General features: G+C 66.7%; 21 protein-coding genes. 16 read left to right on the top strand and 5 right to left on the bottom strand.

Annotated elements, in window-relative coordinates; all coding sequences use genetic code 11:
• Positions 1-530, top strand: a 530-nt coding sequence (locus ACP5M5_RS11450) for an energy transducer TonB (protein WP_427937488.1), incomplete at its 5' end; no start/stop codon positions are given.
• 120 nt (positions 531-650) lie between these two features.
• On the opposite strand, the gene ACP5M5_RS11445 is transcribed toward ACP5M5_RS11450, so the two are convergent.
• Positions 651-1,598 carry a LysR family transcriptional regulator gene (locus ACP5M5_RS11445; protein ID WP_427937486.1) on the bottom strand — a complete coding sequence of 316 codons (948 nt, stop codon included), beginning with the start codon at positions 1,596-1,598 and terminating at the stop codon, positions 651-653.
• Between the two features lie 143 nt (positions 1,599-1,741).
• Between ACP5M5_RS11445 and ACP5M5_RS11440 the strand changes: the two genes are divergently transcribed.
• The 10 genes from ACP5M5_RS11440 to ACP5M5_RS11395 all read left to right on the top strand — a co-directional run bounded on the left by ACP5M5_RS11440 (position 1,742) and on the right by ACP5M5_RS11395 (position 12,722).
• Positions 1,742-2,800: a class 1 fructose-bisphosphatase gene (locus tag ACP5M5_RS11440; RefSeq protein ID WP_427937485.1), complete on the top strand. Its 1,059-nt coding sequence runs from the start codon at positions 1,742-1,744 to the stop codon at positions 2,798-2,800.
• Positions 2,791-3,666: a phosphoribulokinase gene (locus ACP5M5_RS11435; protein WP_427937483.1), complete on the top strand. Its 876-nt coding sequence runs from the start codon at positions 2,791-2,793 to the stop codon at positions 3,664-3,666. Before ACP5M5_RS11440 ends, ACP5M5_RS11435 begins: the two co-directional genes overlap by 10 nt.
• Before the next feature lie 11 nt (positions 3,667-3,677).
• Positions 3,678-5,699, top strand: coding sequence for a transketolase (gene tkt, locus ACP5M5_RS11430; RefSeq protein WP_427937480.1), 2,022 nt, complete (start codon positions 3,678-3,680; stop codon positions 5,697-5,699).
• Positions 5,700-5,740: 41 nt separating this feature from the next.
• Positions 5,741-6,823: a class II fructose-bisphosphate aldolase gene (gene fba, locus ACP5M5_RS11425; RefSeq protein WP_427937479.1), complete on the top strand. Its 1,083-nt coding sequence runs from the start codon at positions 5,741-5,743 to the stop codon at positions 6,821-6,823.
• Positions 6,824-6,850: 27 nt separating this feature from the next.
• Positions 6,851-8,305 carry a form I ribulose bisphosphate carboxylase large subunit gene (locus ACP5M5_RS11420; RefSeq protein ID WP_427937477.1) on the top strand — a complete coding sequence of 485 codons (1,455 nt, stop codon included), beginning with the start codon at positions 6,851-6,853 and terminating at the stop codon, positions 8,303-8,305.
• Between the two features lie 23 nt (positions 8,306-8,328).
• On the top strand, positions 8,329-8,751 hold the full coding sequence (locus tag ACP5M5_RS11415) for a ribulose bisphosphate carboxylase small subunit (protein ID WP_427937475.1): 423 nt from the start codon (positions 8,329-8,331) through the stop codon (positions 8,749-8,751).
• A gap of 63 nt (positions 8,752-8,814) precedes the next feature.
• Positions 8,815-9,720 carry a CbbX protein gene (gene cbbX / locus ACP5M5_RS11410; protein ID WP_427937473.1) on the top strand — a complete coding sequence of 302 codons (906 nt, stop codon included), beginning with the start codon at positions 8,815-8,817 and terminating at the stop codon, positions 9,718-9,720.
• On the top strand, positions 9,717-10,376 hold the full coding sequence (gene rpe, locus ACP5M5_RS11405) for a ribulose-phosphate 3-epimerase (RefSeq protein ID WP_427937470.1): 660 nt from the start codon (positions 9,717-9,719) through the stop codon (positions 10,374-10,376). The genes cbbX and rpe overlap by 4 nt, the downstream gene beginning before the upstream one ends.
• A gap of 72 nt (positions 10,377-10,448) precedes the next feature.
• Complete coding sequence (locus tag ACP5M5_RS11400) at positions 10,449-11,519, top strand: alpha/beta hydrolase (RefSeq protein ID WP_427937468.1); 1,071 nt, start codon at positions 10,449-10,451, stop codon at positions 11,517-11,519.
• Between the two features lie 15 nt (positions 11,520-11,534).
• On the top strand, positions 11,535-12,722 hold the full coding sequence (locus tag ACP5M5_RS11395) for a phosphoglycerate kinase (RefSeq protein ID WP_427937466.1): 1,188 nt from the start codon (positions 11,535-11,537) through the stop codon (positions 12,720-12,722).
• Positions 12,723-12,759: 37 nt separating this feature from the next.
• Here ACP5M5_RS11395 and ACP5M5_RS11390 read toward each other — a convergent pair whose 3' ends face one another.
• Both ACP5M5_RS11390 and ACP5M5_RS11385 read right to left on the bottom strand, forming a co-directional pair.
• Positions 12,760-14,007: an MFS transporter gene (locus tag ACP5M5_RS11390; RefSeq protein WP_427937464.1), complete on the bottom strand. Its 1,248-nt coding sequence runs from the start codon at positions 14,005-14,007 to the stop codon at positions 12,760-12,762.
• Positions 13,971-15,059, bottom strand: coding sequence for an A/G-specific adenine glycosylase (locus ACP5M5_RS11385; RefSeq protein ID WP_427937462.1), 1,089 nt, complete (start codon positions 15,057-15,059; stop codon positions 13,971-13,973). The genes ACP5M5_RS11390 and ACP5M5_RS11385 overlap by 37 nt, the downstream gene beginning before the upstream one ends.
• Before the next feature lie 79 nt (positions 15,060-15,138).
• Here ACP5M5_RS11385 and ACP5M5_RS11380 point away from each other — a divergent pair, with 79 nt between their 5' ends.
• From ACP5M5_RS11380 to ACP5M5_RS11365, 4 genes are all read left to right on the top strand, one after another.
• Complete coding sequence (locus ACP5M5_RS11380) at positions 15,139-15,585, top strand: DUF721 domain-containing protein (RefSeq protein ID WP_427937460.1); 447 nt, start codon at positions 15,139-15,141, stop codon at positions 15,583-15,585.
• Between the two features lie 58 nt (positions 15,586-15,643).
• Positions 15,644-16,273, top strand: coding sequence for a DsbA family protein (locus ACP5M5_RS11375; protein WP_427937458.1), 630 nt, complete (start codon positions 15,644-15,646; stop codon positions 16,271-16,273).
• A 13-nt stretch (positions 16,274-16,286) separates the two neighbouring features.
• The gene (gene smc / locus ACP5M5_RS11370; protein ID WP_427937456.1) at positions 16,287-19,748 is read left to right on the top strand and encodes a chromosome segregation protein SMC; all 3,462 of its coding nucleotides are present in this window, start codon (positions 16,287-16,289) and stop codon (positions 19,746-19,748) included.
• Positions 19,749-19,848: 100 nt separating this feature from the next.
• Complete coding sequence (locus ACP5M5_RS11365; protein WP_427937454.1) at positions 19,849-20,166, top strand: hypothetical protein; 318 nt, start codon at positions 19,849-19,851, stop codon at positions 20,164-20,166.
• Between the two features lie 79 nt (positions 20,167-20,245).
• Here the strand turns inward: ACP5M5_RS11365 and ACP5M5_RS11360 are convergent, their stop codons facing one another.
• The gene (locus ACP5M5_RS11360; RefSeq protein ID WP_427937452.1) at positions 20,246-21,823 is read right to left on the bottom strand and encodes a 2-isopropylmalate synthase; all 1,578 of its coding nucleotides are present in this window, start codon (positions 21,821-21,823) and stop codon (positions 20,246-20,248) included.
• Positions 21,824-22,119: 296 nt separating this feature from the next.
• On the opposite strand from ACP5M5_RS11360, the gene ACP5M5_RS11355 reads away from it, so the two are divergent.
• Entirely contained in the window at positions 22,120-22,737 is a 618-nt protein-coding gene (locus ACP5M5_RS11355; protein ID WP_427937449.1) for an HdeD family acid-resistance protein, read from the top strand.
• Between the two features lie 60 nt (positions 22,738-22,797).
• Here the strand turns inward: ACP5M5_RS11355 and ACP5M5_RS11350 are convergent.
• Positions 22,798-23,462: DUF7467 domain-containing protein (locus tag ACP5M5_RS11350; RefSeq protein WP_427937447.1), on the bottom strand; the 665-nt coding region annotated here is incomplete at its 5' end.

Genomic DNA, 23,462 nt, shown 5'->3' with positions numbered 1-23,462 from the left:
CCGAACCCGCGATCGCCGCCGCCCAAGAGCCGCCGCCGGCCCGGCCAGCGCCAATCCCCGAGCGGGTGCAGGCGATGGCGCCGCCAGAGGCACCAGCGAAACCGGCGCCGCGCCCGCACCAAGCGCATGCCCCCCCGACACAGATCGCAAAAGCGGCGGAACGCGAGCAGGCTTCCGCATCGGCGGCGTCCTCGTCATCCTCCGCCGCGCCCGCGCCTTCCGGCCCCACGCTTGCCGCGGCGGCGCTGGTGCCGCCCCACCCGCTCGCCGCGGCCGAGGGTAACCACGCGCCGATTTATCCGGTCTTGTCCCTCAGGCGGCGCGAGCAAGGGCGGGTCGTGCTGCGGGTCAATGTCACCGCCGATGGCCGCGCCGACACCGTGCAGGTGGCAACGAGCAGCGGATTTTCGGCCCTCGACCGCGCCGCCATCGACGCGGTGCAGCAATGGCGCTTCGTCCCGGCGACGCGCGGCGGAACCCCGGTGCCGGCGACCGCCGAGGTGCCGCTCAATTTTACGATCTCGCACTGATCGCCGGGCGCGCCGCCCTTAGAGCGTGATCGTCGAAGGCGGAATCGCCGGAGACGTGAATCACACTCTACAACAATACCTTAATAGAGCGTGTCTGGATCGATATGATCCGGGCTCGCTTTAGGCGTCACGGCTCTCGCCGGGGAGATCGAGCCTCGGCAGGAACGCGCTCCCTTCCCGCACGAGATGCTCCCACAAAGCGCGCGCGGCCGGCAAAAGCCGCTTTTCCCGCCGCCGCACGAGATACCATTGTCGCAAAATCGGCAAGCCGACAACGTCGAGAATGGCAATTCGCCGGTCGGCCCATTCGGCGGCGATGGTGTGGGCGGAAATCAGCGCGATGCCCATGCCTGCGATCACCGCTTGCTTGATCGTCTCATTGCTGCCGAACTCCATCCCGCCGGCCGGGGCGAGACCGGCGCTCTCAAAGAAGCGCTGCACGAGAGCGCGCGTGCCCGAGCCTGGCTCACGCAGCACGAAGGGCTGATCGAGAAGGGCTGCGGGCGGAATCGCCACGCGTCCGGCGAGCGGATGATCGGGGGCGGCGATGATGACGTGGGGATGGGCGCCGATGGCGATTTCGGTGACCTCGAAATGCTCCGGCGGGCGGCCCATGATGGCGAGATCGATCTCGAAACGCTCGAGCGCCGCCACCGTCTCGCCGCGATTGCCGACCAGAAGACGAAGATCGATCTCGGGATGGGCGCGTTTGAAAGCGGCGAGCGCGCTCGGCGCGAAATATTTCGCGGTGCTGATCAACCCGATCGCAACGTGGCCGCGCTGCATGCCGGCGAGGGCGGCGATGGCTTCGAGACAATCACCGATTTCGCTTTCGATGCGCGCGGTGGTGGCGAGGAGTTCGCGGCCGGCCTCGGTCGGGATCGCTTTGCCGTTGCTGCGTTCCAAAAGCGGTAGGCCAAGACTGTCCTCGATCTCGCGGAGTTGATGCAAAATCGCCGGCGGGCTCACCCCGATGGCGGCGGCGGCGCCGGTGATGGTGCCGTGCTCAACGATGGCGGCAAAGCCGCGCATCTGCTTCAGGGTGAGACGTCGGCGCGCCCTATTCAATAAATTTTTCATTCCGACAAAGTTAATTAAAATCGCTTTCATCGACAAGAGCGACTATTCATGTCTTCCAAGAGAATGAGCGCGAACGATCATTGCGCCGCCGCCCGGATCACGGAAATTTTGATCCCTTGGAGGAGGAAGCGATGAAACAGACCCTGGAAGACCATCTCACCCACTGGGCAGCGCATGACCCGGCGCGCGAGGCCATCGCCACGACGGTCCTCGCTTGTGCGCAAGCCGGGCGGAAACTCGCCGAGCTTTGCGCCCTCGGCCCCCTCGCCGGCGATCTCGCCGCCGGCCTCGACGCGAGCCCGAGTGGCGATGCGCAAAAGGAACTCGACCGCCGCGCTCATGATCTGTTCGTCGCCGCCCTTCGCCACGCCCCCGTTGCGGTGCTCGGCTCAGAAGAGGCCGAGGCGCCGCTCGTGCTACGCGCCGACGGGCATCTCGCCGTCGCCATAGACCCGCTCGACGGGTCTTCCAACATCGCCGTCAATGCCCCGCTCGGCAGCATTTTCTCGATCCTGCCAATCGATCCCGGCCTCCCCCCGGCGCAGCAATGGCTGCGCCCAGGGAGCGCGCAGCGCGCCGCCGGATTTCTGATCTACGGGCCGGAGACCGCACTGGTGCTGAGCCTTGGCAGCGGCACCGATATCTTCACGCTGCATCGGCCGAGCGGCGCCTTCTTGCTCACCCGCGCCGGCCTCAGCCTGCCGCGTGGGACCAACGAATACGCGATCAACGCCTCCAATTATCGGCATTGGGAGCCACCGATTCGCGCCTATGTCGATGACTGCCTGGCGGGGGCCGAGGGGCCGCGGCGCGCCGATTTCAACACCCGCTGGCTCGCCTCAGTGGTCGCGGAAGCGTATCGGATTCTGCTCCGGGGTGGCATCTATCTCTATCCCGGCGATGCCCGCCCGGGCTATCGCGAGGGGCGTCTTCGCCTGGTTTACGAAGCCGCCCCGCTCGCGTTTCTGATCGAGCAGGCGGGCGGCGCGGCAAGTGACGGGGTTGCCCCAATTCTTTCGCGCACGCCAACCAGTTTGCATCAGCGCACGCCACTGATTTTCGGCGCCGACGACAAAGTCGCCCGCGTGCGCGCTTATTACGCCGGCGAACTCGCGATCGCCGAGCGCGCGCCGCTGTTCGGCCGGCGCGGCCTGTTTCGCACCGATCGGGAACTTGCGCCATGTCGCTGACCCATCCGATCATTTCCGTCACCGGCTCCTCGGGCGCTGGCACGACGACGGTCAAGCACACGTTCGAGCAGATTTTTCGCCGCGAAAAGATCGCAGCCGCCTATATCGAGGGTGACGCCTTCCATCGCTACGACCGCACCGCGATGAAGGCCCGGATGGAAGAAGAAACCGCGCGCGGCAACCATCATTTCAGCCATTTCGGGCCGGACTCCAATCTCTTTGCCGAACTCGAGGCTTTGTTCGCACGCTATGGCGAAAGCGGCGTCGGGCGCTATCGCCATTATGTCCATGACGCGATCGAAGCCGAGCGTTATGGCGCCGCACCCGGCACCTTCACCACGTGGCGTGACCTGCCGGAAGGCAGTGATGTTCTGTTCTATGAAGGCCTGCACGGCGCGGTGATCACCGACGAGGTTAATGTCGCGCGCCACGCTGATCTCAAGATCGGCGTCGTGCCGGTGCTCAATCTCGAATGGATCCAGAAAATCCATCGCGATCGCGCGACACGCGGCTATTCGACGGAAGCCGTGATGGACACCATCCTCCGCCGGATGCCGGATTACGTGCATTACATCATTCCCCAATTCGCTGTCACCGACATCAATTTCCAGCGCGTGCCGACGGTCGATACCTCGAACCCGTTCATCGCGCGCTGGATCCCGACCGCCGACGAATCGCTTGTCGTCATCCGCTTTGCCAATCCGCGCGGCATCGATTTTCCTTATCTGGTCTCGATGATCCATGACAGCTTCATGTCGCGCGCCAATTCCATCGTCATTCCGGGCGGCAAGCTCGACCTCGCGATGCAGCTCATCCTGACGCCGCTCATCCTGCAACTGATGGAACGCCGCCGCCGCGCGCGTTGAGGATACCGCACGTGAACCATTCCGCAAAAGCCATGCCCGGCACGACAACCAACCGCGATCTCGCCAACGCCATTCGCGCGCTCGCGATGGATGCCGTCGAGCGCGCGCAGTCGGGCCATCCCGGCATGCCGATGGGCATGGCCGATGTCGCGACGGTGCTCTGGACGCAATTTTTGAAATTTGACCCGCAAGCGCCGGACTGGCCGGATCGCGACCGCTTCGTGCTCTCTGCCGGGCATGGTTCGATGCTGCTCTACGCTCTGCTTTATCTCACCGGCTTTCCCGCGATGACACGCGATGAGCTGATGCGCTTTCGCAAGCTGGGAGCGAAAACCCCGGGCCATCCCGAATACGGCCACACCACCGGCGTCGAGACGACGACCGGCCCGCTCGGTCAAGGCTTTGCCAACGCCGTCGGCATGGCGCTCGCGGAAGCGATGCTCGCCGCACGTTGGGGGCGGCAATACGTCGATCACTGGACCTACGTGATCGCCGGTGACGGCTGTCTGATGGAAGGAATTTCGCATGAGGCGGCCTCGCTCGCCGGCCATCTGGGGCTCGGCCGGCTGATCGTGCTTTATGATGACAATCACATCTCTATTGACGGCCCGACCTCGCTTGCGATGTCTGATGACACGCTGCTTCGCTTCACCGCTTATGGCTGGCAGGCGCAGGCGGTGGACGGGCATGACCCGGAGGCGGTGGCGCGGGCGATCGCGCTGGCGCGGCGTGATCCCCGTCCGTCGCTGATCGCCTGCCGCACGGTGATCGGTTTCGGCGCGCCGGGAAAACAGGGCACGGCGGGGGTTCATGGGGCGCCGCTCGGCGCCGACGAAATCGCCAAGGCGCGCGCCACCTTGCCTTGGGAGGCGCCGCCTTTCGAGATCCCGCCCGACATTCTCGCGGCCTGGCGCGCCGCCGGCCGGCGCTCGCGTCGGCTCAGGCGGGCGTGGGAGAACGGCCTTGCCCAGGCCCCGGCCGATTGCCGCGAATTTTTCGCCCGCGCGGAAAGCCTCGGGCTCCCTGAGACTCTGGCACCGGCTTTGGCAGCCCACCGGCAATCGCTGCTGGCGTCGCGCCCCAACGTTGCGACGCGCAAAGCGAGTGAAGCTGTGCTGGACGTGATTGCGTCTCATCTGCCCGAATTGCTCGGCGGCTCGGCGGATCTCACGCACTCCAACAATACCCTCGCGCGTGGCATGACCCCTGTGCGGCCAGGTGATTTTTCCGGGCGCTATCTTCATTATGGCGTGCGCGAACATGCCATGGCGGCGGCGATGAACGGGATTGCGCTCCATCGCGGGTTCATCCCGTATGGCGGCACCTTCCTGGCCTTTTCCGATTACGCGCGCGGCGCCATCCGGCTCTCGGCGCTGATGGGATTGCGGGTGATCTACGTGATGACGCATGACAGTATCGGCCTTGGCGAGGATGGGCCGACACATCAGCCAATCGAGCATCTCGCGGCCTTGCGCGCCATGCCAAATCTTTTGGTCTTTCGCCCCGCCGATGCGATCGAGACGGCGGAATGCTGGGAGGCGGCGCTGCGCGAGACGGCGCGGCCTTCGCTGCTCGCGCTCTCGCGCCAGGCGCTACCATTGCTCCGCGAGGGCGACGCCACCGAGCTGCTTGCCGCGCGCGGCGCCTATGTGTTGGCGGAGGCGAACGGGGCGCGGCGCCTGACCTTGATCGCCTCCGGCTCGGAAGTCGCGATCGCACTTGATGCACGCAAACGTCTCGAAGAAAGCGGCGTTCCCACCGCGGTGATTTCGATGCCGTGCTTTACGCTGTTCGATGACCAGAGCGCAGCCTACCGCGCCCATGTGCTCGGCCGGGCGCCTCGTCTCGCGATCGAGGCGGCATCGCCCTTCGGTTGGGCGCGTTATGTCGGAAGCGAGGCGAATGTCGTTGGCTTGCGGGGTTTTGGTGCGTCCGCCCCGGCGGGCGAGCTTTATGCGCATTTCGGTCTGACGGCGGCGGCGATCGCGGCGCGCGGCCGGACACTGCTCGGCCTCGCTGACGCCGCACCCTGAGCGGATATCGCGTCCTTCCGTTAAATTGTGAGAGAAAACCCATGTCTCTTATCACTCTTCGCCAATTGCTCGACCACGCGGCAGAGTATCGCTATGGCGTGCCGGCATTCAACATCAATAACATGGAGCAGTTGCTCGCCATCATGAACGCGGCGCGCAAAGCCGCTGCACCCGTCATTATCCAGGCGAGCCGCGGCGCCCGCGCCTATGCCGGCGATGCGATGTTGCGTCACATGGTGGTGGCGGCGGTTGAGACCTATCCCGAAATCCCGATTTGCCTGCACCAAGATCATGGCGAGCGGGTTGCGACGTGTCTTTCCGCCATCCAGAATGGTTTTACCTCGGTGATGATGGATGGTTCGTTGCTTGCCGACGGCAAAACACCCGCTGACTATGCCTATAATGTCACGGTAACGGCGGAAATGGTGCGGCTTGCCCATAGCGTTGGGGTCTCGGTCGAGGGCGAACTCGGCTGCCTCGGCTCGCTCGAGAGCGGCCATGGCGAGGCCGAGGACGGACATGGTGCCGAGGGTGTGCTCGATCGTGCGCAATTGCTCACCGATCCTGATCAGGCGTTCGATTTCGTCACGCGCACCGGGGTTGACGCGCTGGCGGTTGCGATCGGCACCAGCCATGGCGCCTATAAATTCAACCGCGTGCCGAGCGGTGACATTCTCGCGATGGACGTTGTCAAGGCTATTCATGCGCGTTTGCCGAACACGCATCTCGTCATGCATGGCTCGTCTTCGGTGCCGCAAGAACTGCAGGACATTTTCAACCGCTTCGGTGGCGCGATGCCGCAGACCTGGGGGGTGCCGGTCGCGGAGATCGTCGAGGGGATTCGCTTCGGCGTGCGCAAGATCAATATCGATACCGATTGCCGTCTTGCGATGGCTGGGCAGTTTCGCAAAATGGCCACCGAGCACGCGGCGGAATTTGACCCGAGGGCGTTTCTCAAACCGGCCATGGCCGCACTCGAAGCGCTTTGCCTCAGCCGTTTCGAAGCGTTCGGCGCCGCCGGCATGGCGCCGAAGATAGCACCACTCCCACTGGCAGCGATGGCGCGGCGTTATGCCGATGATGCCAAGCGCAACACAACCAACCAGACCGCACAAGCCGCCTGACGTTCGTTTCAGTCACAGGAGCTCACCATGAACAAAGTCACGGCGACGGCACGCAAGGGCCGCTACGATGCCGGAGTGATGAAATACAAGGAAATGGGCTATTTCGATCTCGACTATCAGCCCAAGGATACCGATATCCTCGCGCTCTTTCGCATAACGCCGCAAGCAGGCGTCGATCCCGAGGAGGCCGCCGCGGCGGTCGCCGGGGAAAGCTCGACCGCGACCTGGACGGTGGTGTGGACCGACCGCCTCACCGCGTGCGAGAAATATCGCGCGAAATGCTATCGCGTCGATCCGGTGCCTGGGCAAGAAGGGCAGTATTTCGCTTATATCGCCTATGATCTCGATCTCTTTGAGCCGGGCTCGATTGTCAATCTCTCGGCCTCGATCATCGGCAATGTCTTTGGCTTCAAGCCGCTGAAGGCACTCCGGCTCGAGGATATGCGTCTCCCCGTCGCTTATGTGAAAACTTTCGACGGGCCAGCCACCGGGATCGTCGTCGAACGCGAGCGGCTCGACAAGTTCGGCCGGCCGCTACTCGGCGCGACGGTGAAGCCGAAGCTCGGACTTTCCGGGCGCAATTACGGACGGGTGGTGTACGAGGCTCTGAAAGGTGGTCTTGATTTCACCAAAGACGACGAGAACATCAACAGCCAGCCCTTCATGCACTGGCGCGACCGCTTTCTCTATTGCATGGAAGCGGTCAACCGCGCGCAGGCAATGACGGGCGAAATCAAGGGCACGTATCTCAATGTCTCCGCCGCCACCATGGAGGACATGTATGAGCGCGCCGAATTCGCCAAGGAACTCGGCTCGGCGATCATTATGATCGATCTCGTCATCGGCTATACCGCCATCCAGTCGATGGCGAAATGGGCGCGCCGGAACGATATGATCCTTCATCTCCATCGCGCCGGCCATTCGACCTACACGCGACAGAAATCGCATGGTGTCAGCTTTCGTGTCATCGCCAAATGGATGCGCCTTGCCGGCGTCGATCACATCCATGCCGGCACCGTGGTTGGCAAGCTCGAGGGCGATCCGGCGACGACGCGCGGCTATTACGATATTTGCCGCGAGATGTACAATCCCATGCGGCTCGAGCACGGGATTTTCTTCGACCAGGACTGGGCCAGCCTGCGGCGCATGATGCCCGTCGCTTCTGGCGGCATCCATGCCGGACAGATGCATCAACTGCTCGATCTGCTGGGTGAAGACTGCGTTTTGCAATTCGGCGGCGGCACCATCGGCCATCCGATGGGCATCGCCGCCGGCGCGACCGCGAACCGGGTTGCGCTCGAGGCGATGGTGCTTGCGCGCAACGAGGGGCGGGACATTGTGGCGGAAGGGCCGGCGATCTTGCAAGACGCGGCGCTACGTTGCACGCCGCTCGCCCAGGCGCTCGAAGTCTGGAAAGACGTCAGCTTCAATTACACCTCGACCGATACCCCCGATTTCGTTCCGACAGTGACGCCCGCCTGAGAAACGCTGCGCGAAAGGAGACGATGATGCCTATCACCCAGGGAACCTTCAGCTTCCTCCCCGCTCTGACCGACGAGCAGATCAGCGCCCAGGTGAAATATTGCCTGGCGAAAGGCTGGGCTCTCAATATCGAGTTCACCGACGATCCGCATCCCCGCAATACCTATTGGGAGATGTGGGGGACGCCAATGTTCGATCTCAAAGACCCTGCGGGATTCCTATATGAACTGGCCGAGTGTCGAAAAGTCCATGCCGGGCGCGGCTATATCCGGGTTTCGGCGTTCGATGCGACGCCGGGTTGGGAGTCGCTCCGGCTTTCCTTCATCAGCGATCGTCCGGCCGAGGAACCCGGCTTCATGGTAGCACGCGAGGAGCGGGCCGGCCGCATGATCGGCTATACCATGCGGGCCTATGCCACCGATCGCCCGGCCGGCGCGCGTTATTGACCCTTCCCCCCGACTGCCGGCCCGCCGCGAGGAGGGCCGGCATTTTTTTCCAAGGGAAAAGCCATGGATGCGACGGCGGATGCGACGATCGACCTCGAGGCGGCCTATGTGCGTTCGGGGGTTGGCGAAATCCTCGATGAACTCGATCGCGAATTGGTTGGCCTGCAGCCGGTCAAGCGGCGGATCAGGGAGATCGCGGCGCGGCTTTTGATCGATCGGCTGCGCCAGGAATTTGGCGCGGGCGGCCAGGCGCCGACGCTCCACATGTCTTTCACCGGCAATCCCGGCACCGGCAAAACCACGGTCGCGCTGCGCATGGCGGATATTCTCCATCGGCTGGGTTATATCCGCACCAATCAGCTTGTCTCTGTCACGCGTGACGATCTCGTCGGCCAATATATCGGGCACACCGCGCCGAAGACCAAGGAAATCCTTAAGAAAGCGATGGGCGGCGTCTTGTTCATCGACGAAGCCTATTATCTCTATCGCCCGGAAAACGAGCGCGATTACGGGCAGGAGGCGATAGAGATCCTGCTTCAGGTGATGGAAGCGCGGCGTGACGATCTCGTCGTCATTCTCGCGGGCTATGGAGACCGGATGGACCGGTTTTTCACCGCCAATCCGGGATTTCGCTCGCGCGTTGCCCACCACATCGATTTTCCCGATTACGCTGACGAAGAACTGTTCGCGATCGCCGAGAAAATGCTGGCAAGCCAGCATGACCGCTTCGATGCGGGCGCGGCGGCGGCGTTTCGCGACTATATCGCAGCGCGCCGGCGCCAGCCGCATTTCGCCAATGCGCGGTCGATCCGCAACGCCCTCGATCGCGCGCGGCTGCGCCAAGCGGTGCGCTTGTTCGAGGACCGTGCGCGGCCGCTGGCGGTCGGCGATTTGATCACCCTCGTCGCCGATGACATTCTGCGCAGCCGAGTCTTCGACCAAACCAGCCCAGCAGAGGAAAAGCCATGACCGCAACGCCGCTGATCGCGCCCTCGCTGCTCGCCGCCGATTTCGCCCGCCTCGGCGAGGAGGTGCGGGCGATCGACGCGGCGGGGGCGGATTGGCTGCATCTCGATATCATGGACGGGCACTTCGTGCCGAATATCAGCTTCGGCCCGGATCTCATCCGCGCGATCCGCCCGTTCAGCAAAAAATGCTTCGATACGCATCTGATGATCGCGCCGGTCGATCCCTATCTCGAAGCCTTCGCCAAAGCCGGGGCGGACCGCATCATCGTCCATGCCGAGGCCGGGGTGCATCTCGAGCGCACCCTTGCCGCGATCGGCGCGCTCGGCAAAGCGGCGGGGGTCGCGCTCAACCCGGCGACACCGGAAAGCGCCGTCGCCTACGTGCTCGACCGTGTCGATCTCATCCTGGTGATGAGCGTCAATCCCGGCTTCGGCGGCCAAGCTTTTCTGCCCGCGGTTCTCGAGAAAATCCGCCGCTTGCGCGCCCTCATCGGGGCACGGCCGATCCATATCGAGGTCGATGGCGGCATCACCACTCAATCCGCGCCCGCGGTTCTCGCCGCCGGCGCCGATGTGCTGGTCGCGGGCTCGGCGGTGTTCCGCGCCCCGCCCTATGCGCGGGCGATTGCGGCGCTGCGCGGGGCGGCGGCGCGTTGAGCCGGGGCTTGCCTTTTCGCCGCCCAGCCTGTCATCTCGCGCCCGTGAGATAAGGGAAAGCGGGAGGATGCGGTGAAGAGACATCATGGTCTTGGTCTGGCGGCGGGGCTTTTGCTGCTCGCCGCGATGGCGGCGCCGCGGGCGTTCGCGGATCAGGCGGCTGACCCGATGGGCGGGGAGATCGCGGTGTCCGAACACATGGTGCCGGCGCCGCAAAAGGGCCTCGAGATATACGTCCGCAACAAGCATCTCGCCGGGGTGTCGAAGTTCGGGCCGGAAAAAACCTTGGTTTTCGTCCATGGCGCGACCTATCCGGCGAGCACCGCCTTCGATCTTCCGCTCGGCGGGTTTTCCTGGATGGATTACCTCGCCCGCCATGGCTATGACGTCTATCTCCTTGACCTTCCCGGCTATGGTCGCTCGACGCGGCCGCCGGAGATGGATGCGCCGGCATCGGCCAATCCGCCGCTCGAGACCACTGACCAGGCGGTCGCGGCCCTCGGCGCCGTGGTCGATGACGTGCTTCAGCGGCGTGGTCTGCAAAGCCTCGACGTCATGGGTTGGTCGTGGGGGACGGCGATCGCCGCTGGCTTCGCCGCCGAGAACCCGGCCAAGGTGCATCGCCTGGTGCTTTATGCGACGCTTTGGGTGATCGAGGGGCCGATCGCGCTCAAGGTCGATCCCGACCATCTCGGCGCCTATCGCCAGGTGACGCGGGCGGACGCGGAAAAACGCTGGCTTTCGGGCCTAACGCCCGAGCAGCAGACGGGGCTGATCCCACCCGGCTGGTTCGCGCAATGGGCGGACGCGACCTTCGCGACCGACCCCAAGGGGGCGGCGCAAAACCCGCCGGTGCTGCGCGCCCCGGAGGGGGTGATCTACGATGTCGTGCGCTATTGGCAGAAGGGGCACCCGACCTGGGATCCGGCCAAGCTCACCATGCCGGTGCTGATGGTGCAGGCGGAATGGGATCACGACACACCACCCTACATGTCCCATACCGTGTTTCCACTGATCACCCATGCGCCATGGAAGGAATATGCGATGCTCGGGGAGGGGACGCACACGATCATCATGGAAAAAAACCGCCTGCAATTGTTCCGCGTCGTGCAGGATTTCCTCGATATGCCGGCGCCGCGTTGAGGAGAGTTTCGCACGATGTCCTTTCGCACCCTCGATGGTCTGACGCTAGCGGGAAAGCGGGTGCTGCTCCGCGCCGATCTCAACGTGCCGCTGCATGACGGGCGCATCACCGATCGCACCCGGCTCGAACGCCTGACCCCGACCATTCGTGAACTCGCCGCGCGAGGGGCGCGGGTCATCGTCTGTTCGCATTTCGGCCGCCCCAAGGGCAAGCCGGATCCGGCCTTCTCCCTCGCGCCGATCGCGGCCGCGCTCGGCGAGGTGCTGGGTCGTCCGGTGGCGTTCGCGGCTGACTGCATCGGGCCCGCAGCACAGGCGGCGGTCGCGGCGCTGGCGCCGGGTGGGGTGCTGGTTTTGGAGAATACCCGCTTTCATGCCGGCGAGGAGGCGAATGATCCGGCCTTCGCGCAAGCGCTCGCCGATCTCGCCGATCTTTACGTCAATGACGCGTTTTCCGCCGCCCACCGCGCCCATGCCAGCACCGCGGCCGTCGCCCATCTGCTGCCGGCTTATGCCGGGCGGCTGATGCAGCGCGAATTGGAGGCGCTGGCTGCCGCCCTCGACCATCCGGCGCGCCCGCTCGCGGCCATCGTCGGCGGCGCGAAAGTGTCCACCAAGCTCGCTCTGCTCGGCAATCTCATCGCGCGGGTCAACGCGCTGGTGATCGCCGGCGCCATGGCCAATACGTTTCTTGCCGCAAACGGCATCGCCATCGGATCCTCGCTCGAGGAGCCGAGCATGCACGACGCCGCGCGGCAGATCGCGGCGGCGGCCAAAGCCGCGGGCTGCGAGATCATTCTCCCGATCGATGCGGTGACGGCGACGGAATTCCGCGCCAACCCGCCGACCCAAATGGTCGCAATCGACGCCGTTGCCCCCGGCACCCTCATTCTCGATCTCGGCCCGGCGAGCGTCGCGCGGCTCGTCGAAAAGCTCGCCGGCTGGAAGACGCTGGTCTGGAATGGCCCGCTCGGCGCCTTCGAGACGCCGCCTTTCGATGCCGCCACCACGACGCTCGCCCGCGCCGTCGCGGAGCGTACCGCGGCGGGCCGGCTCCTCAGCGTCGCCGGCGGCGGCGATACCGTCGCCGCACTGCATCACGCCGGGGTCGCCGAGCAGTTTTCCTATCTTTCGACCGCCGGCGGCGCCTTTCTCGAATGGCTGGAGGGGAAAACCCTGCCCGGGGTCGCAGCGCTGGGCTGACGCCGCCTGATCACGTCAGCAACCAACGGCAGGCGCTTTACATTCTTGCGCCATAAACCAGCCCGGCGAGCAGGGCGCCGGCGAGCAGATAGGCGAAGGCGGCGAGCAGGAACGGCGCGCCGGGGAAGAAGATCGCCGCACCCGGCGCGGTGAAATGCGCAAAAAGCGCCGCGCCCAGGAGCGGGGCGAAGATCGCCGTGAGACTTTGGAGCGAAGCGAGCACCCCCTGCGCCTCGCCCTGGCGGTCGGCGCCGGCCTCGGCGGCGAACAGGGCGCGGATCGCCGGGGTATTGATCGCGCCGAGCGCCGAAATCACGACGCCGGCATAGATCATCCAGCCGGCGGTGGCGAAAGCGTAGGTGCTTTGGGCGAGGGCGGCAGCCAGGCAGCCGAGCAGCGCCGTTCGTGTCTCGCCGAAGCGGCCGAGGATGCGGCGCATGAGAAAGCTCTGCACCAGGGCCTGGGAAAGCCCGGCCAGCGCCAGCGCGAAGCCGTTTTGCGTCGTGTGCCAGCCGAAGCGAAGTCCGGTCGAAAGCACGAAAGCGCTTTGCAGCGCGCCGAGGCCGAACCAGGTGGCGCTCCACGCCATGGCGAGGCGGCGCGCGCGGGGATTGGCGCGCAAGTTAGCGAGGGCCGCAATCGGGTTGGCCCGGCGCCAGGAAAAATTCCGCCGGCGCTCTTGCGCCAGGGACTCCGGCAGCATGAAAAAACCATAAAGTGCGTTGCACAGCGAAAGCCCGCCGCCGGCAAGGAAGGGCAGCCGCAGCCAAATCCCGCCGAGCACGCCGCCGATCACCGGGCCAAGCACGAAGCCAAGCCCGAACATCGCCCCGACCAGCCCGAAACGCTGGCCGCGCCGCTCGGGCGGGGTCACGTCGGAAATATAGGCGGTGACCGCCGAGATATTGGCGGTGGTCACGCCGGCGATCAGGCGCGCAAGCAGGACGAAGCCGAGCGAAGGCGCGGCGGCGAGGATGAGATAACCGACCCCGAGGCCGAGGACCGAAAGCAGCATCACCGGGCGGCGGCCGAAACGGTCCGACAAGCCGCCGATGATTGGCGAGAAGAGAAATTGCATGGTCGAGAAACTGGTTGCGAGCAGCCCGACCCAAGCCGCGGCATGGCTCGCGTCGCCGCCGGAGAGTTCGAGCACCAGTTGCGGCACGATCGGGATCACGAGGCCGATGCCGAGCGCATCGATCGCGAGCAAGGCCAGCGCGAAGCCGATCGCCGGCGCCCGCCCCCCACTCACGCCGGCCTCGCCGCGGCGGCGAGGCGGACGCATTTGCGCATCACCGAGGGCAGCGCCTCATCGGCGAGAGCCGCCACCGGGCGCGCGAACCCGCCGAGAGCAGCGGCCGAAAACGCCGCAACAGAGCCGGCATAGACATCGAGCGAGAGCGCGAAATGGGTGAAAACATGCCGCACCGCGCCGAGTTTGCGCCACTTTGCCGCGATCGGCGCCGCCGCGAGCGCTTCCGCCTCCGCCCACGGCGCCCCTTCGCGCCAAGCGGTGCCGGGCAGCTCGACCATGCCGGCGAGCAGGCCGCGCGCCGGCCGACGGCGGAGCAGCACCGCGCCGCTCGCGTCGGTGAGCCAGAATTGCGCCCCGAAACGCTCCGGCCGTGGCGGTTTCGCGGCGCGGTGCGGCAATTGCGCGGCGATGCCGAGGCGCTCGGCCCGGCAGCCGGCGCGGAGCGGACATTCCGGGCAGCGCGGCGCGGCTTTGACGCAGACCCCGGCGCCGAGATCGAACAAAGCCTGCGTCGCGTCCCCGGGCCTTGCGCGAAACGCCGGCGCGGCGGCGAGGGTTTCGGCCGCGTCAGCGATTTCCGCCAGCGCCTGCGGCAGCGGCGTCGTGATCGCAAAAAGCCGCGCCAGCACCCGCGCGACATTGCCATCGACCGCGAGCGTCGGCACCCCGAAGGCGATCGCGGCGATGGCGGCGGCGCTATAGGCGCCAATCCCCGGCAGATGTCGCAAGGCCGCCGGCGTGCGCGGAAAGCCATCCGCCGCGGCAATCATCCGCGCCGCGCGATGGAGGTTGCGGGCGCGGGCATAATAGCCGAGCCCGGCCCAGAGCTGCAGAACCTCGCTCTCGGGCGCCGCGGCGAGGCTCTCGAGGGTTGGGAAGCGCTGGGTAAACCGGGTGAAATAGGGTATCACTGCCGCGACCGTGGTCTGCTGCAGCATGATTTCGCTGAGCCAGACCCGATAGGGATCGGCGGTCTCGCCGGGCCCCGCACGCCAGGGCAAAACCCGCCGCGCGCGGTCGTAAAAGGCGAGCAACGCCGGCCAGTCGAGGGCGAGCCGGGTGAGGGTAGCGGGAGAGGGCATGATGGCGGGCACGAAGACGTCTATGCATGGGCGGCACGGTGACGGCAAGGCAAGTCCCGCCGCCCCAGCGAACACGGAGATGGCACGGCGCGGCGCCGGCCCGCGCCCGCTCGGCGTTCTGCTCGCGCCCCTCCTGCGCCCGGCGTTCAGCAAGCGCGCCCCGGCGATTGCGCAACTCGCGGCCGACTGGCCGGCGATCGTCGGCCCGCATTTGGCCGCGCAGACCACGCCGCGCCGGCTCGCCGCGGGGACGCTGACGCTTGCCTGCGCGGGCGCGGTTGCGCTGGAATTGCAACATAGCGGACCGGCGCTGATCGAGCGGATCAACACCCATCTCGGCCGCGACGCGATCAAGCGGCTGCGTTTCGCGCAAAATCTGCTGCCGCCGCTCGCACGCGCGCTCCCCGCCGGCGATCCGGCGATCGCGGCCGCCGTCGAGGCGCGCCTCGACGGGCTTCCCGCCTCCGAGCTACGGAGTGCGCTTGCCGCCCTCGGCCGCGCCATCCATGCCGCGGGACAGCGGTAGATAAAGGTCTCGACTTTTTCCCCGCCGATACGGTAATCTACAACATGTTGAGGAAATCATGCTGATCCAGCGTCGCTCCCTACTAGCTCTTGTAGCCGGCCAGATAGTCGTGCTGCCCTATCTCCGCCCCCGTGCGACGCGCGCCGCCGATGCTGGCGGCGATCCCCGCTTCGCGCCGCGCACGCTGGGCTCCGATCAGGCGCCGATCAAAGTGATGGAATTCTTCTCGCTCACCTGCACCCATTGCGCGGCGTTTTCGCGCGAGACCATGCCGGAGGTGAAGGCGAAGCTGATCGAGACCGGCAAGGTGCAGATGATCTATCGCGATTTCCCGCTCGACCGGGTCGCCCTGATGGCGGCGATGGTCGCGCGCACGCTGCCGCCCGACCGCTATGAGCCGTTCATCACCGCGCTTTTCGCGAGCCAGGATCACTGGGCCTTCAACCGCCAGAGCGACCCGCGCGAGGAGCTTGCCAAAATGGCCGGGCTCGCTGGCCTCTCGCGCCCGGCCTTTGACGCCGCGATCGCCGATAAGGCGCTTGAGCAGTTCGTGCTCGCCGGCCAGCAAAAGGCGGAGGACGAATACCATGTCGATTCAACGCCGACCTTCGCCGCCAATGGCCAGACCCATGCCGGCGAAATGACCTACGCCGCCTTCAGCGCTTTCATCGGCGCCGCCAGCGGTTAGGCGGGGCCGCTTCGTGCCGGCGAGCTTTGCCAAACTCCGGATCGCGGGCTTCAAAAGCTTCGCCGAGCCGACCGCGCTCGACATTCTCCCCGGCCTTACCGGCATCGTCGGGCCGAATGGCTGCGGCAAGTCGAACGTCGTCGAGGCGCTGCGTTGGGTGATGGGGGAAAGCTCGGCCCGCAGCCTTCGCGGCGGCGAGATGGACGATGTCATCTTCGCCGGCACCGCCCATCGCCCGTCGCGCAATTTTGCCGAGGTGGCGCTGATGCTGGAGGACGCCGCCGGCCGCGCGCCGCCGCCCTGGCATGCGCAGGCGGAGCTCGAAATCAGCCGCCGCATCGAGCGCGAAGCGGGCAGTTCCTATCGCATCAACGGCCGCGAGGCGCGGGCCCGCGACGTCCAAACCCTGTTTGCCGATCTCGCCTCCGGCGCGCGGACCTCGGCGATGGTGAGCCAGGGGCGGGTCGCGTCCCTGGTCAATGCCCGCCCCGATGAACGTCGCGCGATCCTCGAGGAAGCCGCCGGCATCAGCGGGCTGCATGCCCGCCGCCACGAGGCGGAGCTGAAACTGCGTGCAACCGAGGCCAATCTCACCCGCGCCGAGGAATTGCGCGCGACCCTCGAGAACCAGTTGCAGGGGTTGAAGCGCCAGGCGCGCCAGGCCCATCGCTACCGCAACCTCTCGGGCGCCATCCGCACCGCCGAGGCCGAGTGGCTCGCGATCCAGCACCAGCGCGCCAGCGCCGCGCGGGAAGCGGCAGGGGCGGCGCTTGCGGCGGCGCAAGCTTTGGTCGCGGCGCGGGGCGAGGACGCGCGGGCGGCGGCGGCCCGGGCGGAGCAGGCGTCGCTCGCGCTGCCGGCGCTGCGCGGCGCCGAGGGCGAGGCGCGAACCGCGCTCGAGCGGGCACGGGTCGCGCTCGAACAGATCGCCGCCGAGGAACGGCGTGCCGCTTCGGCGCTGGCCGAGGCGCGGGCGGCACGCCAACGGCTCGAGCGCGACCGGGCGCATGCCGAGCAATCGCGCGCCGAGGCAGCAGCGGCGCTTTCCCGGCTGGATGAGGAAACCGCCCGGCTCACCACCGAGGCGCAAGCGCACCCGGCCCAGGCCGAGGCCGCCGCCGCCGCCCTCGCCGCCGCCACCGACGCGGCACGCGCGGCCGAGGCGGAGGCCAATCGCGCTCTCGAAATCGCGGCCGAGGCCGAAGCCGGGAGCCGCGCCCTGGCGGCGGCGCGCGGCGAGGCCGAGGCGCGGGCGCGGCGAGCGAGCACGGCGCTGGCGCGGCTGCGTGAGGAAGCGGCGCGTCTGCCCCAAATCGCGCCCGAACGGCTGGCGGCGGCGCGAGCGGCGAGCGCCGCGGCGGACGCAGCGCTGGAGGCGGCGCGACGTCGGCGCGGTGAGAGCGAGACCGAACGCCAAGCCGCCGAAGCCGCCTTGGCCGCCGCCCGCGCCGAGCAAAGCGAACGCGAGGTGGCGCGGGCGAAGCTCGCGGCCGAGGCGGAGGCGCTGGCGGAACTGCTCGCCGTCAAGAATGACGCGCGCTGGCCGCGCATCGAGGATGCGCTGGAGGTGCCGGAGGGGCTGGAAGCCGCCCTCGGCGCGGCGTTCGGTGAGGATCTCGACTCGGCGGCCGACCCGGCGGCGCCGCGTTATTGGCGGGCATTGGCGCCGCTCGATCCCGCGCCGTTGCCCGCCGGCGCCGCACCGCTCGCTGGCCTGGTCCGCGCCCCGGCGGCGCTCGCCCGCGCGCTCGCGGCGATTGGGCTGGTCGAGGGCGATGCGGCGGGAGACGCTTTGCAGCCGCACCTCGCCCCGGGACAGATGCTGGTTTCGCGCGCCGGCGCGGTCTGGCGCTGGGATGGCCATGGCGTTCGCGCCGGAACGCCGACCGCGGCCGCGGTGCGGCTCGCGCAGCGGAACCGGCTCGCGGCCCTTCGCGCCCGGCTGGCCGAGGCAACGGCGGCGGCCGAGGCGGCGCGATCGCGCCGGATGGCAGCGGAAGCCGCGGAAAAATCCGGCCGCGAGGCTGAGAAAACCGCCCGCGATGCGGCCCGTGTCGCGGAACAGGCGGCCGAGCAAGCACGTGCCGCCGCCGCCCGGCTCAGCGCCGAGGCGGCGACCGCGGTGGCACGCGCCAAGGCTCTCGATGAGCAACTGACCCGCGCCGGCAGCGAGGCGGAGGAAGCACAAGCGGCACTGACGCGCCTGGACGAGGCCGCCGCCGCCCTGCCCGACGTCGCCGCCGCCACCGCCGCGCGTGATGCGGCGCGGGCGACGCTGGCCGCGGCGCGCGAGGCGGAAAACACGGCGCGGCGCGCGCATGACGGGTTGGAACGCGCGGCAGCGTTGCGCGCGAGCCGCCTCGCCGCGATCGCGACCGAGCGGGACAACGCGCAGGCGCGGGCGCGCGACGCCGAAGCGCGCGGCGCCGATTATGCCGCGCGTATGGCCGAAAGCGCGGCGGCGCTGGCGGCCGCTGAGACAGAGCCGGCGCGCCTTGCCGCGACGCGAGACGGTTTCGCCGAGGCTCTGGCGGCAGCGGAAGCGCGGCACCGCCAGGCCGCCGCCGCGCTCGCCACCGCCGAGAGCGAGGAAGCCGCCGCCACGCGCGGCGCGCGCGAGGCCGAGGCGGCGCTGGCGCAGGCCCGCGAAGCGATGGTGCGCGGAGAAGGCGAGGTCGCGACCGCCGATCACGCCTGGGGGGTGATCGCCGAACGGGTTTTGGCGCGGCTCGGCGCCAAGCCCGAGTTCCCCCCCCTCCCCGACCCGCTCGACGCGGAGGCCGAGGAGAAAGCGCGCAAGCGCTTCGAGCGTCTTTCGCGCGAGCGCGACGAGATGGGCCCGGTCAATCTCCGCGCCGAGATCGAAGCTGGGGAGATCGAAGCGCAGATCGCCACCATCACCCGCGAATGCGACGAAATCACCACCGCGATCGCCAAGCTGCGCGGCTCGATCGGCCATCTCAACCGTGAGGGGCGCGAGCGCCTCGGTGCTGTGTTCGCCGAGATCGATCGCCATTTCCAAGCGCTGTTCGCGCGCCTGTTCGGCGGCGGGCGGGCGCATCTCGCGCTGGTCGGCTCGGATGATCCGCTGCTCGCCGGGCTCGAGATCTATGCGCAGCCGCCGGGCAAGAAGCTCGCGACCCTGTCGCTGCTCTCCGGCGGCGAGCAGGCGCTGACCGCGCTATCGCTGATTTTCGCGGTCTTCCGCTGCAACCCGGCGCCGATTTGCGTCCTCGACGAGGTCGATGCGCCGCTCGATGACGCCAATGTCGAGCGTTTTTGCACCCTCCTCGAAGACATGGTGCGCGAAACCGCAACGCGCTTCCTGGTGGTCACCCACCATCATCTCACCATGGCGCGGATGGACCGGCTGTTTGGCGTCACCATGCAGGAGCGCGGCGTCTCGCGCCTGCTTTCGGTTGATCTCGTGCGCGCCAGCGCGTTGGTCGATCCGCCGCGGCTGGCCGCGGAATAGGCGTCGCGGCCTGTTAGTATTTTATAAGATTTTTCTTGTTTTCGCGAAAAATTTCTGATTAATTAACCAAATGGCAATCAGCGAACGCAAGGAGCGGGGAATGGACCTCTCAACCAACGAAGCCGAACAGCGGCAAGGCGGATCGGCGGCGGTCATCCCCTTCCCGGCGCGGCCGGCGGCGGAGGCCGAGCGGTTGCGGCGCGCGCTGGCGGCGCTCGACCGGGCCTTGGCCGATCAGCGGCAGGCGGTTTCCACCTGGCGTGGCGCGCTCGGGGATTTGCGCGCGGCGATGGCCGGGCTTGGCGGCCGGGTTACGACCTATCAGAGCGAACTCGAAAAGCTCGCGGGCGGGGTCTCGAGCCTCAATGCCCGCGCGACCTGGCTCCGCGACTGGGCTGACAAGGCGTCTCAGGCGTGATCGAGGCGGGCAGTGCCGCAGGCACTGCCCTACGGGGAAACGTTTTTTGTTCTTTTTTTTTCAAAAAAGAACATCGTCTTCAGGCCGACAGCGCCTCCGGCGCGGTGCGCGCGCGCTTGACGAGAAGTTTGTTGAGAGCGTGGACATAGGCGCGGGCAGAGGCGACGATGGTATCGGTATCCGCCCCCTGGCCATCGACCATTTTGCCGTTTTCCTCGAGCCGCACGGTGACGCGGGCCTGGGCGTCGGTGCCTTCGGTGACGGCGCCGACCGAATAGAGGCGTAGCACCGCGTCATGAGCGAAAAGATCGCGAATGGCGTTGAAGGTCGCGTCCACCGGCCCGTCGCCGGTCGCAACCGCGCTCTGTGCCGCGCCGTCGATCTCGAGTTCGAGTTCGGCGCGCGGCTTGGCCTTGGAGCCGGTATGAACATCGAGCGAGAGGAAGCGGATGCGGTCATGGCCACGCATCACCTCGTCATCGACGAGGGCGATGAGATCTTCGTCATAGACGACCTTCTTGCGGTCGGCGAGATCCTTGAAGCGGCGGAAGGCGTCGTTCAATTGATTATCGCCGATTTCGCCATAGCCGAGGGCGCGGAGCTTGTCGCGGAAGGCGGCGCGGCCGGAATGTTTGCCCATGACCAGCGAGGATTTGGTCCAGCCGACGCTCTCTGGCGTCATGATCTCGTAGGTCGCGGCGTTTTTCAGGACGCCGTCTTGATGGATGCCGGATTCGTGGGCAAAGGCGTTGCGCCCGACGATCGCCTTGTTGGGTTGGACGTCAAAGCCGGTAATGGTGGAGAGCAGCTTCGAGGTGCGGAGGATTTTCGGCGTCTCGATGCCCGAATGCCAGGCGAGCGCATCATGACGGGTGCGGATCGCCATGACGATTTCCTCGAGTGCTGCGTTGCCGGCGCGTTCGCCAATACCATTGATGGTGCATTCCACCTGACGCACGCCGGCGCGGATGGCGGCAATGGTGTTGGCGACGGCAAGGCCGAGATCATTGTGGTTATGGGCGGAGAAAATCACCTTTTCCGCCCCCGGCACGCGTTCGCGCAGCATGGTGAAGATGCGCGCGATATCTTCCGGCAGGGCGTAGCCGACGGTATCGGGGATATTGATGGTGGTGGCGCCGGCTTTGATCGCGGCTTCCACGCAGCGGCAGAGGAAATCAGGGTCGGTGCGGCTGCCGTCTTCCGCCGACCATTCGACGTCGTCGGTATAGTTGCGGGCGAGGGTATTGCCGTCGATGACCGCCTGCAAAACCGTCTCGGGCGCCATCCGCAGCTTGTATTTCATGTGCAGCGGGCTGGTGGAGATGAAATTATGGATGCGGCGGCGCTCGGCGGGGCGGATCGCCTCGCCGGCGCGGGCGATATCGTCGCGCCCGCCGGTGCGCGCGAGGCCACAGATCACCGGCCCCTTGATGGTCCGCGCGATGGCGTCCACGCTTTCGAAATCGCCGGGGCTTGCGATCGGGAAGCCGGCTTCGAGGACATCGACGCCGAGTTCGGCCAGGGCTTCGGCCATGCGCAGCTTTTCGGTGAGATTCATCGAAAATCCGGGCGATTGCTCCCCGTCGCGGAGTGTCGTGTCAAAGATAATGATGCGGTCGGGGTCGAGCGCGCCGAAGTTTGGGTGGGAGATGGTCATGGGGCCAGTCCTTGAACCGGATGGTTGCGACGAATTGCCTCAAAAATCCCCTGAACGATGCCGGCGAAGCCGCGCGGCGTCACGCCCAGGGGCGGCTAAGTCGCAGAATAAGGAGGCCAGCGCCGAAAGCGGCGCGGCCAGCGGGCGTGGCCCGGAAACTGCCGGAAAACCGGATCATCATTCCGCAATACCACCCCGAGGCCGGCGGCGCAAGCGCACGGCGGATGGCGGATGGCAACCATTGACAATCAACCGCCCAAGCCCGCCAGATGATACGGCAAAAGGAGTCTTGCCCCATGGTCACAAGCGAAGACAATTCCCCTCCGGTTTCGCTGGAATCGGTAGCCATTTCGCAAGTTGCTGACATCTTGCAAAAATCCTTGCATGCGCATTGGCGGACATTCCTCGCCGAGGGGATCGTCCTTTGCCTGCTCGGGCTTGCCGCCATCGTCGTGCCGCCGCTTGCGGGATTGGCGGCGACGATTTTTCTCGGCTGGTTGTTCGTGATCGCCGGGTTCTTTGGCCTGGTTTTCACGTTTCGGGCGCAGCGGGCGCCGGGCTTCGGCTGGTCACTGCTTTCGGCGGTGCTGGCCGTTGCCGCCGGCGGCGTGCTGCTCTGGAACCCGTTTCAGGGCCTGGTGACGCTGACCTATGTGTTGATCGCGTTTTTTATCATTGATGGCATTTTCATGATCATGCTGGCGATCGCCCATCGCCGCGATCTTTCGGGCAAATGGGAATGGGTGATGTGGAACGGCGTCATCGACCTCATTCTCGCCGGCTTGGTCATTGCCGGCCTGCCCGGGACGCTCGCCTGGGCGCTCGGCCTTCTCGTCGGCATCGATTTGCTGTTCGGCGGCGCCTCGCTCATCGCCATGGCGCTGCACGCGCGGGCTGAGTCGGGCGGCGGCTAAGCGGCTTCGCCGCCCCTCGGAACAAAGAGTCGGCCTGTTCGGAGGGGCGGCGCTGGACAATCAGGCGACGAGATGCCCACCCTGGTCGCCGATATAACCGGCGAGTTTCAGGCTCCCGATGGTGTCACCGAGATTCATGCCGTGCGGCGAGGCGCCGCTGGTGTCATAGGCCATGGTCTGGATCGGCGCGTCGCCGGCAGCGAAATCGGCTTGGCTGCCGAAAATGAACGCGTAGGTTTCCGCGCCGGGGGTGGTGCTGAAATGGCTGCTCGCCCCGGTGTTGGCGATGTTGGTGAGCGGATTGAGAGCGGCATCGGCGTAGATATTCTCGCCGGTGGTGACGCTGCCCTCGAAATAGATCTGGCTGCCGCTAGCGAACGGATTGGCGTTGTTGGAGATTTCCATGAACGCCAGCGATTGGCTGTTTGCGCCGCTGACCGAGGCGAGCGCGGTGCTGCCGGAGGCGAGGGACACCGTATCACCCGGGTTATAGGTGAATTCCAGGGTCTGCGCGGTGCCATAAAGGCTCGCGAGATTGCCGGTGGGCGCGGTGCCACCGACGGTGATGTCGCTGTTGGCGCTGAGAAGCTGGATTTCCTTGGTATCACTCGCGGTTACGGTGGTTGAGGTGCTGGCCGTGCCGGTGGTGGCCGTCGCCGTCACGGTATCCGCATAGCCAGCGTTTTGCGGCGGCGGGCTCGACGGGCCGCACGACGATGGCGGCG

Source organism: Acidibrevibacterium sp. (genome assembly GCF_049965395.1).
Taxonomy (GTDB): domain Bacteria; phylum Pseudomonadota; class Alphaproteobacteria; order Acetobacterales; family Acetobacteraceae; genus Acidibrevibacterium; species Acidibrevibacterium fodinaquatile.
This window is presented reverse-complemented; position numbering and strand designations above follow the sequence as displayed.

Coding starts and splice junctions, on each gene's coding strand:
- ACP5M5_RS11440 (WP_427937485.1), top strand. CDS start 1,742: ATGAAACAGACCCTGGAAGACCATCTCACCCACTGGGCAGCGCATGAC.
- ACP5M5_RS11435 (WP_427937483.1), top strand. CDS start 2,791: ATGTCGCTGACCCATCCGATCATTTCCGTCACCGGCTCCTCGGGCGCT.
- fba (WP_427937479.1), top strand. CDS start 5,741: ATGTCTCTTATCACTCTTCGCCAATTGCTCGACCACGCGGCAGAGTAT.
- ACP5M5_RS11420 (WP_427937477.1), top strand. CDS start 6,851: ATGAACAAAGTCACGGCGACGGCACGCAAGGGCCGCTACGATGCCGGA.
- ACP5M5_RS11415 (WP_427937475.1), top strand. CDS start 8,329: ATGATGCCTATCACCCAGGGAACCTTCAGCTTCCTCCCCGCTCTGACC.
- cbbX (WP_427937473.1), top strand. CDS start 8,815: ATGGATGCGACGGCGGATGCGACGATCGACCTCGAGGCGGCCTATGTG.
- rpe (WP_427937470.1), top strand. CDS start 9,717: ATGACCGCAACGCCGCTGATCGCGCCCTCGCTGCTCGCCGCCGATTTC.
- ACP5M5_RS11395 (WP_427937466.1), top strand. CDS start 11,535: ATGTCCTTTCGCACCCTCGATGGTCTGACGCTAGCGGGAAAGCGGGTG.
- ACP5M5_RS11390 (WP_427937464.1), bottom strand. CDS start 14,007: ATGCGTCCGCCTCGCCGCCGCGGCGAGGCCGGCGTGAGTGGGGGGCGG.
- ACP5M5_RS11385 (WP_427937462.1), bottom strand. CDS start 15,059: ATGCCCTCTCCCGCTACCCTCACCCGGCTCGCCCTCGACTGGCCGGCG.
- ACP5M5_RS11380 (WP_427937460.1), top strand. CDS start 15,139: ATGGCACGGCGCGGCGCCGGCCCGCGCCCGCTCGGCGTTCTGCTCGCG.
- ACP5M5_RS11375 (WP_427937458.1), top strand. CDS start 15,644: ATGCTGATCCAGCGTCGCTCCCTACTAGCTCTTGTAGCCGGCCAGATA.
- ACP5M5_RS11365 (WP_427937454.1), top strand. CDS start 19,849: ATGGACCTCTCAACCAACGAAGCCGAACAGCGGCAAGGCGGATCGGCG.
- ACP5M5_RS11360 (WP_427937452.1), bottom strand. CDS start 21,823: ATGACCATCTCCCACCCAAACTTCGGCGCGCTCGACCCCGACCGCATC.
- ACP5M5_RS11355 (WP_427937449.1), top strand. CDS start 22,120: ATGGTCACAAGCGAAGACAATTCCCCTCCGGTTTCGCTGGAATCGGTA.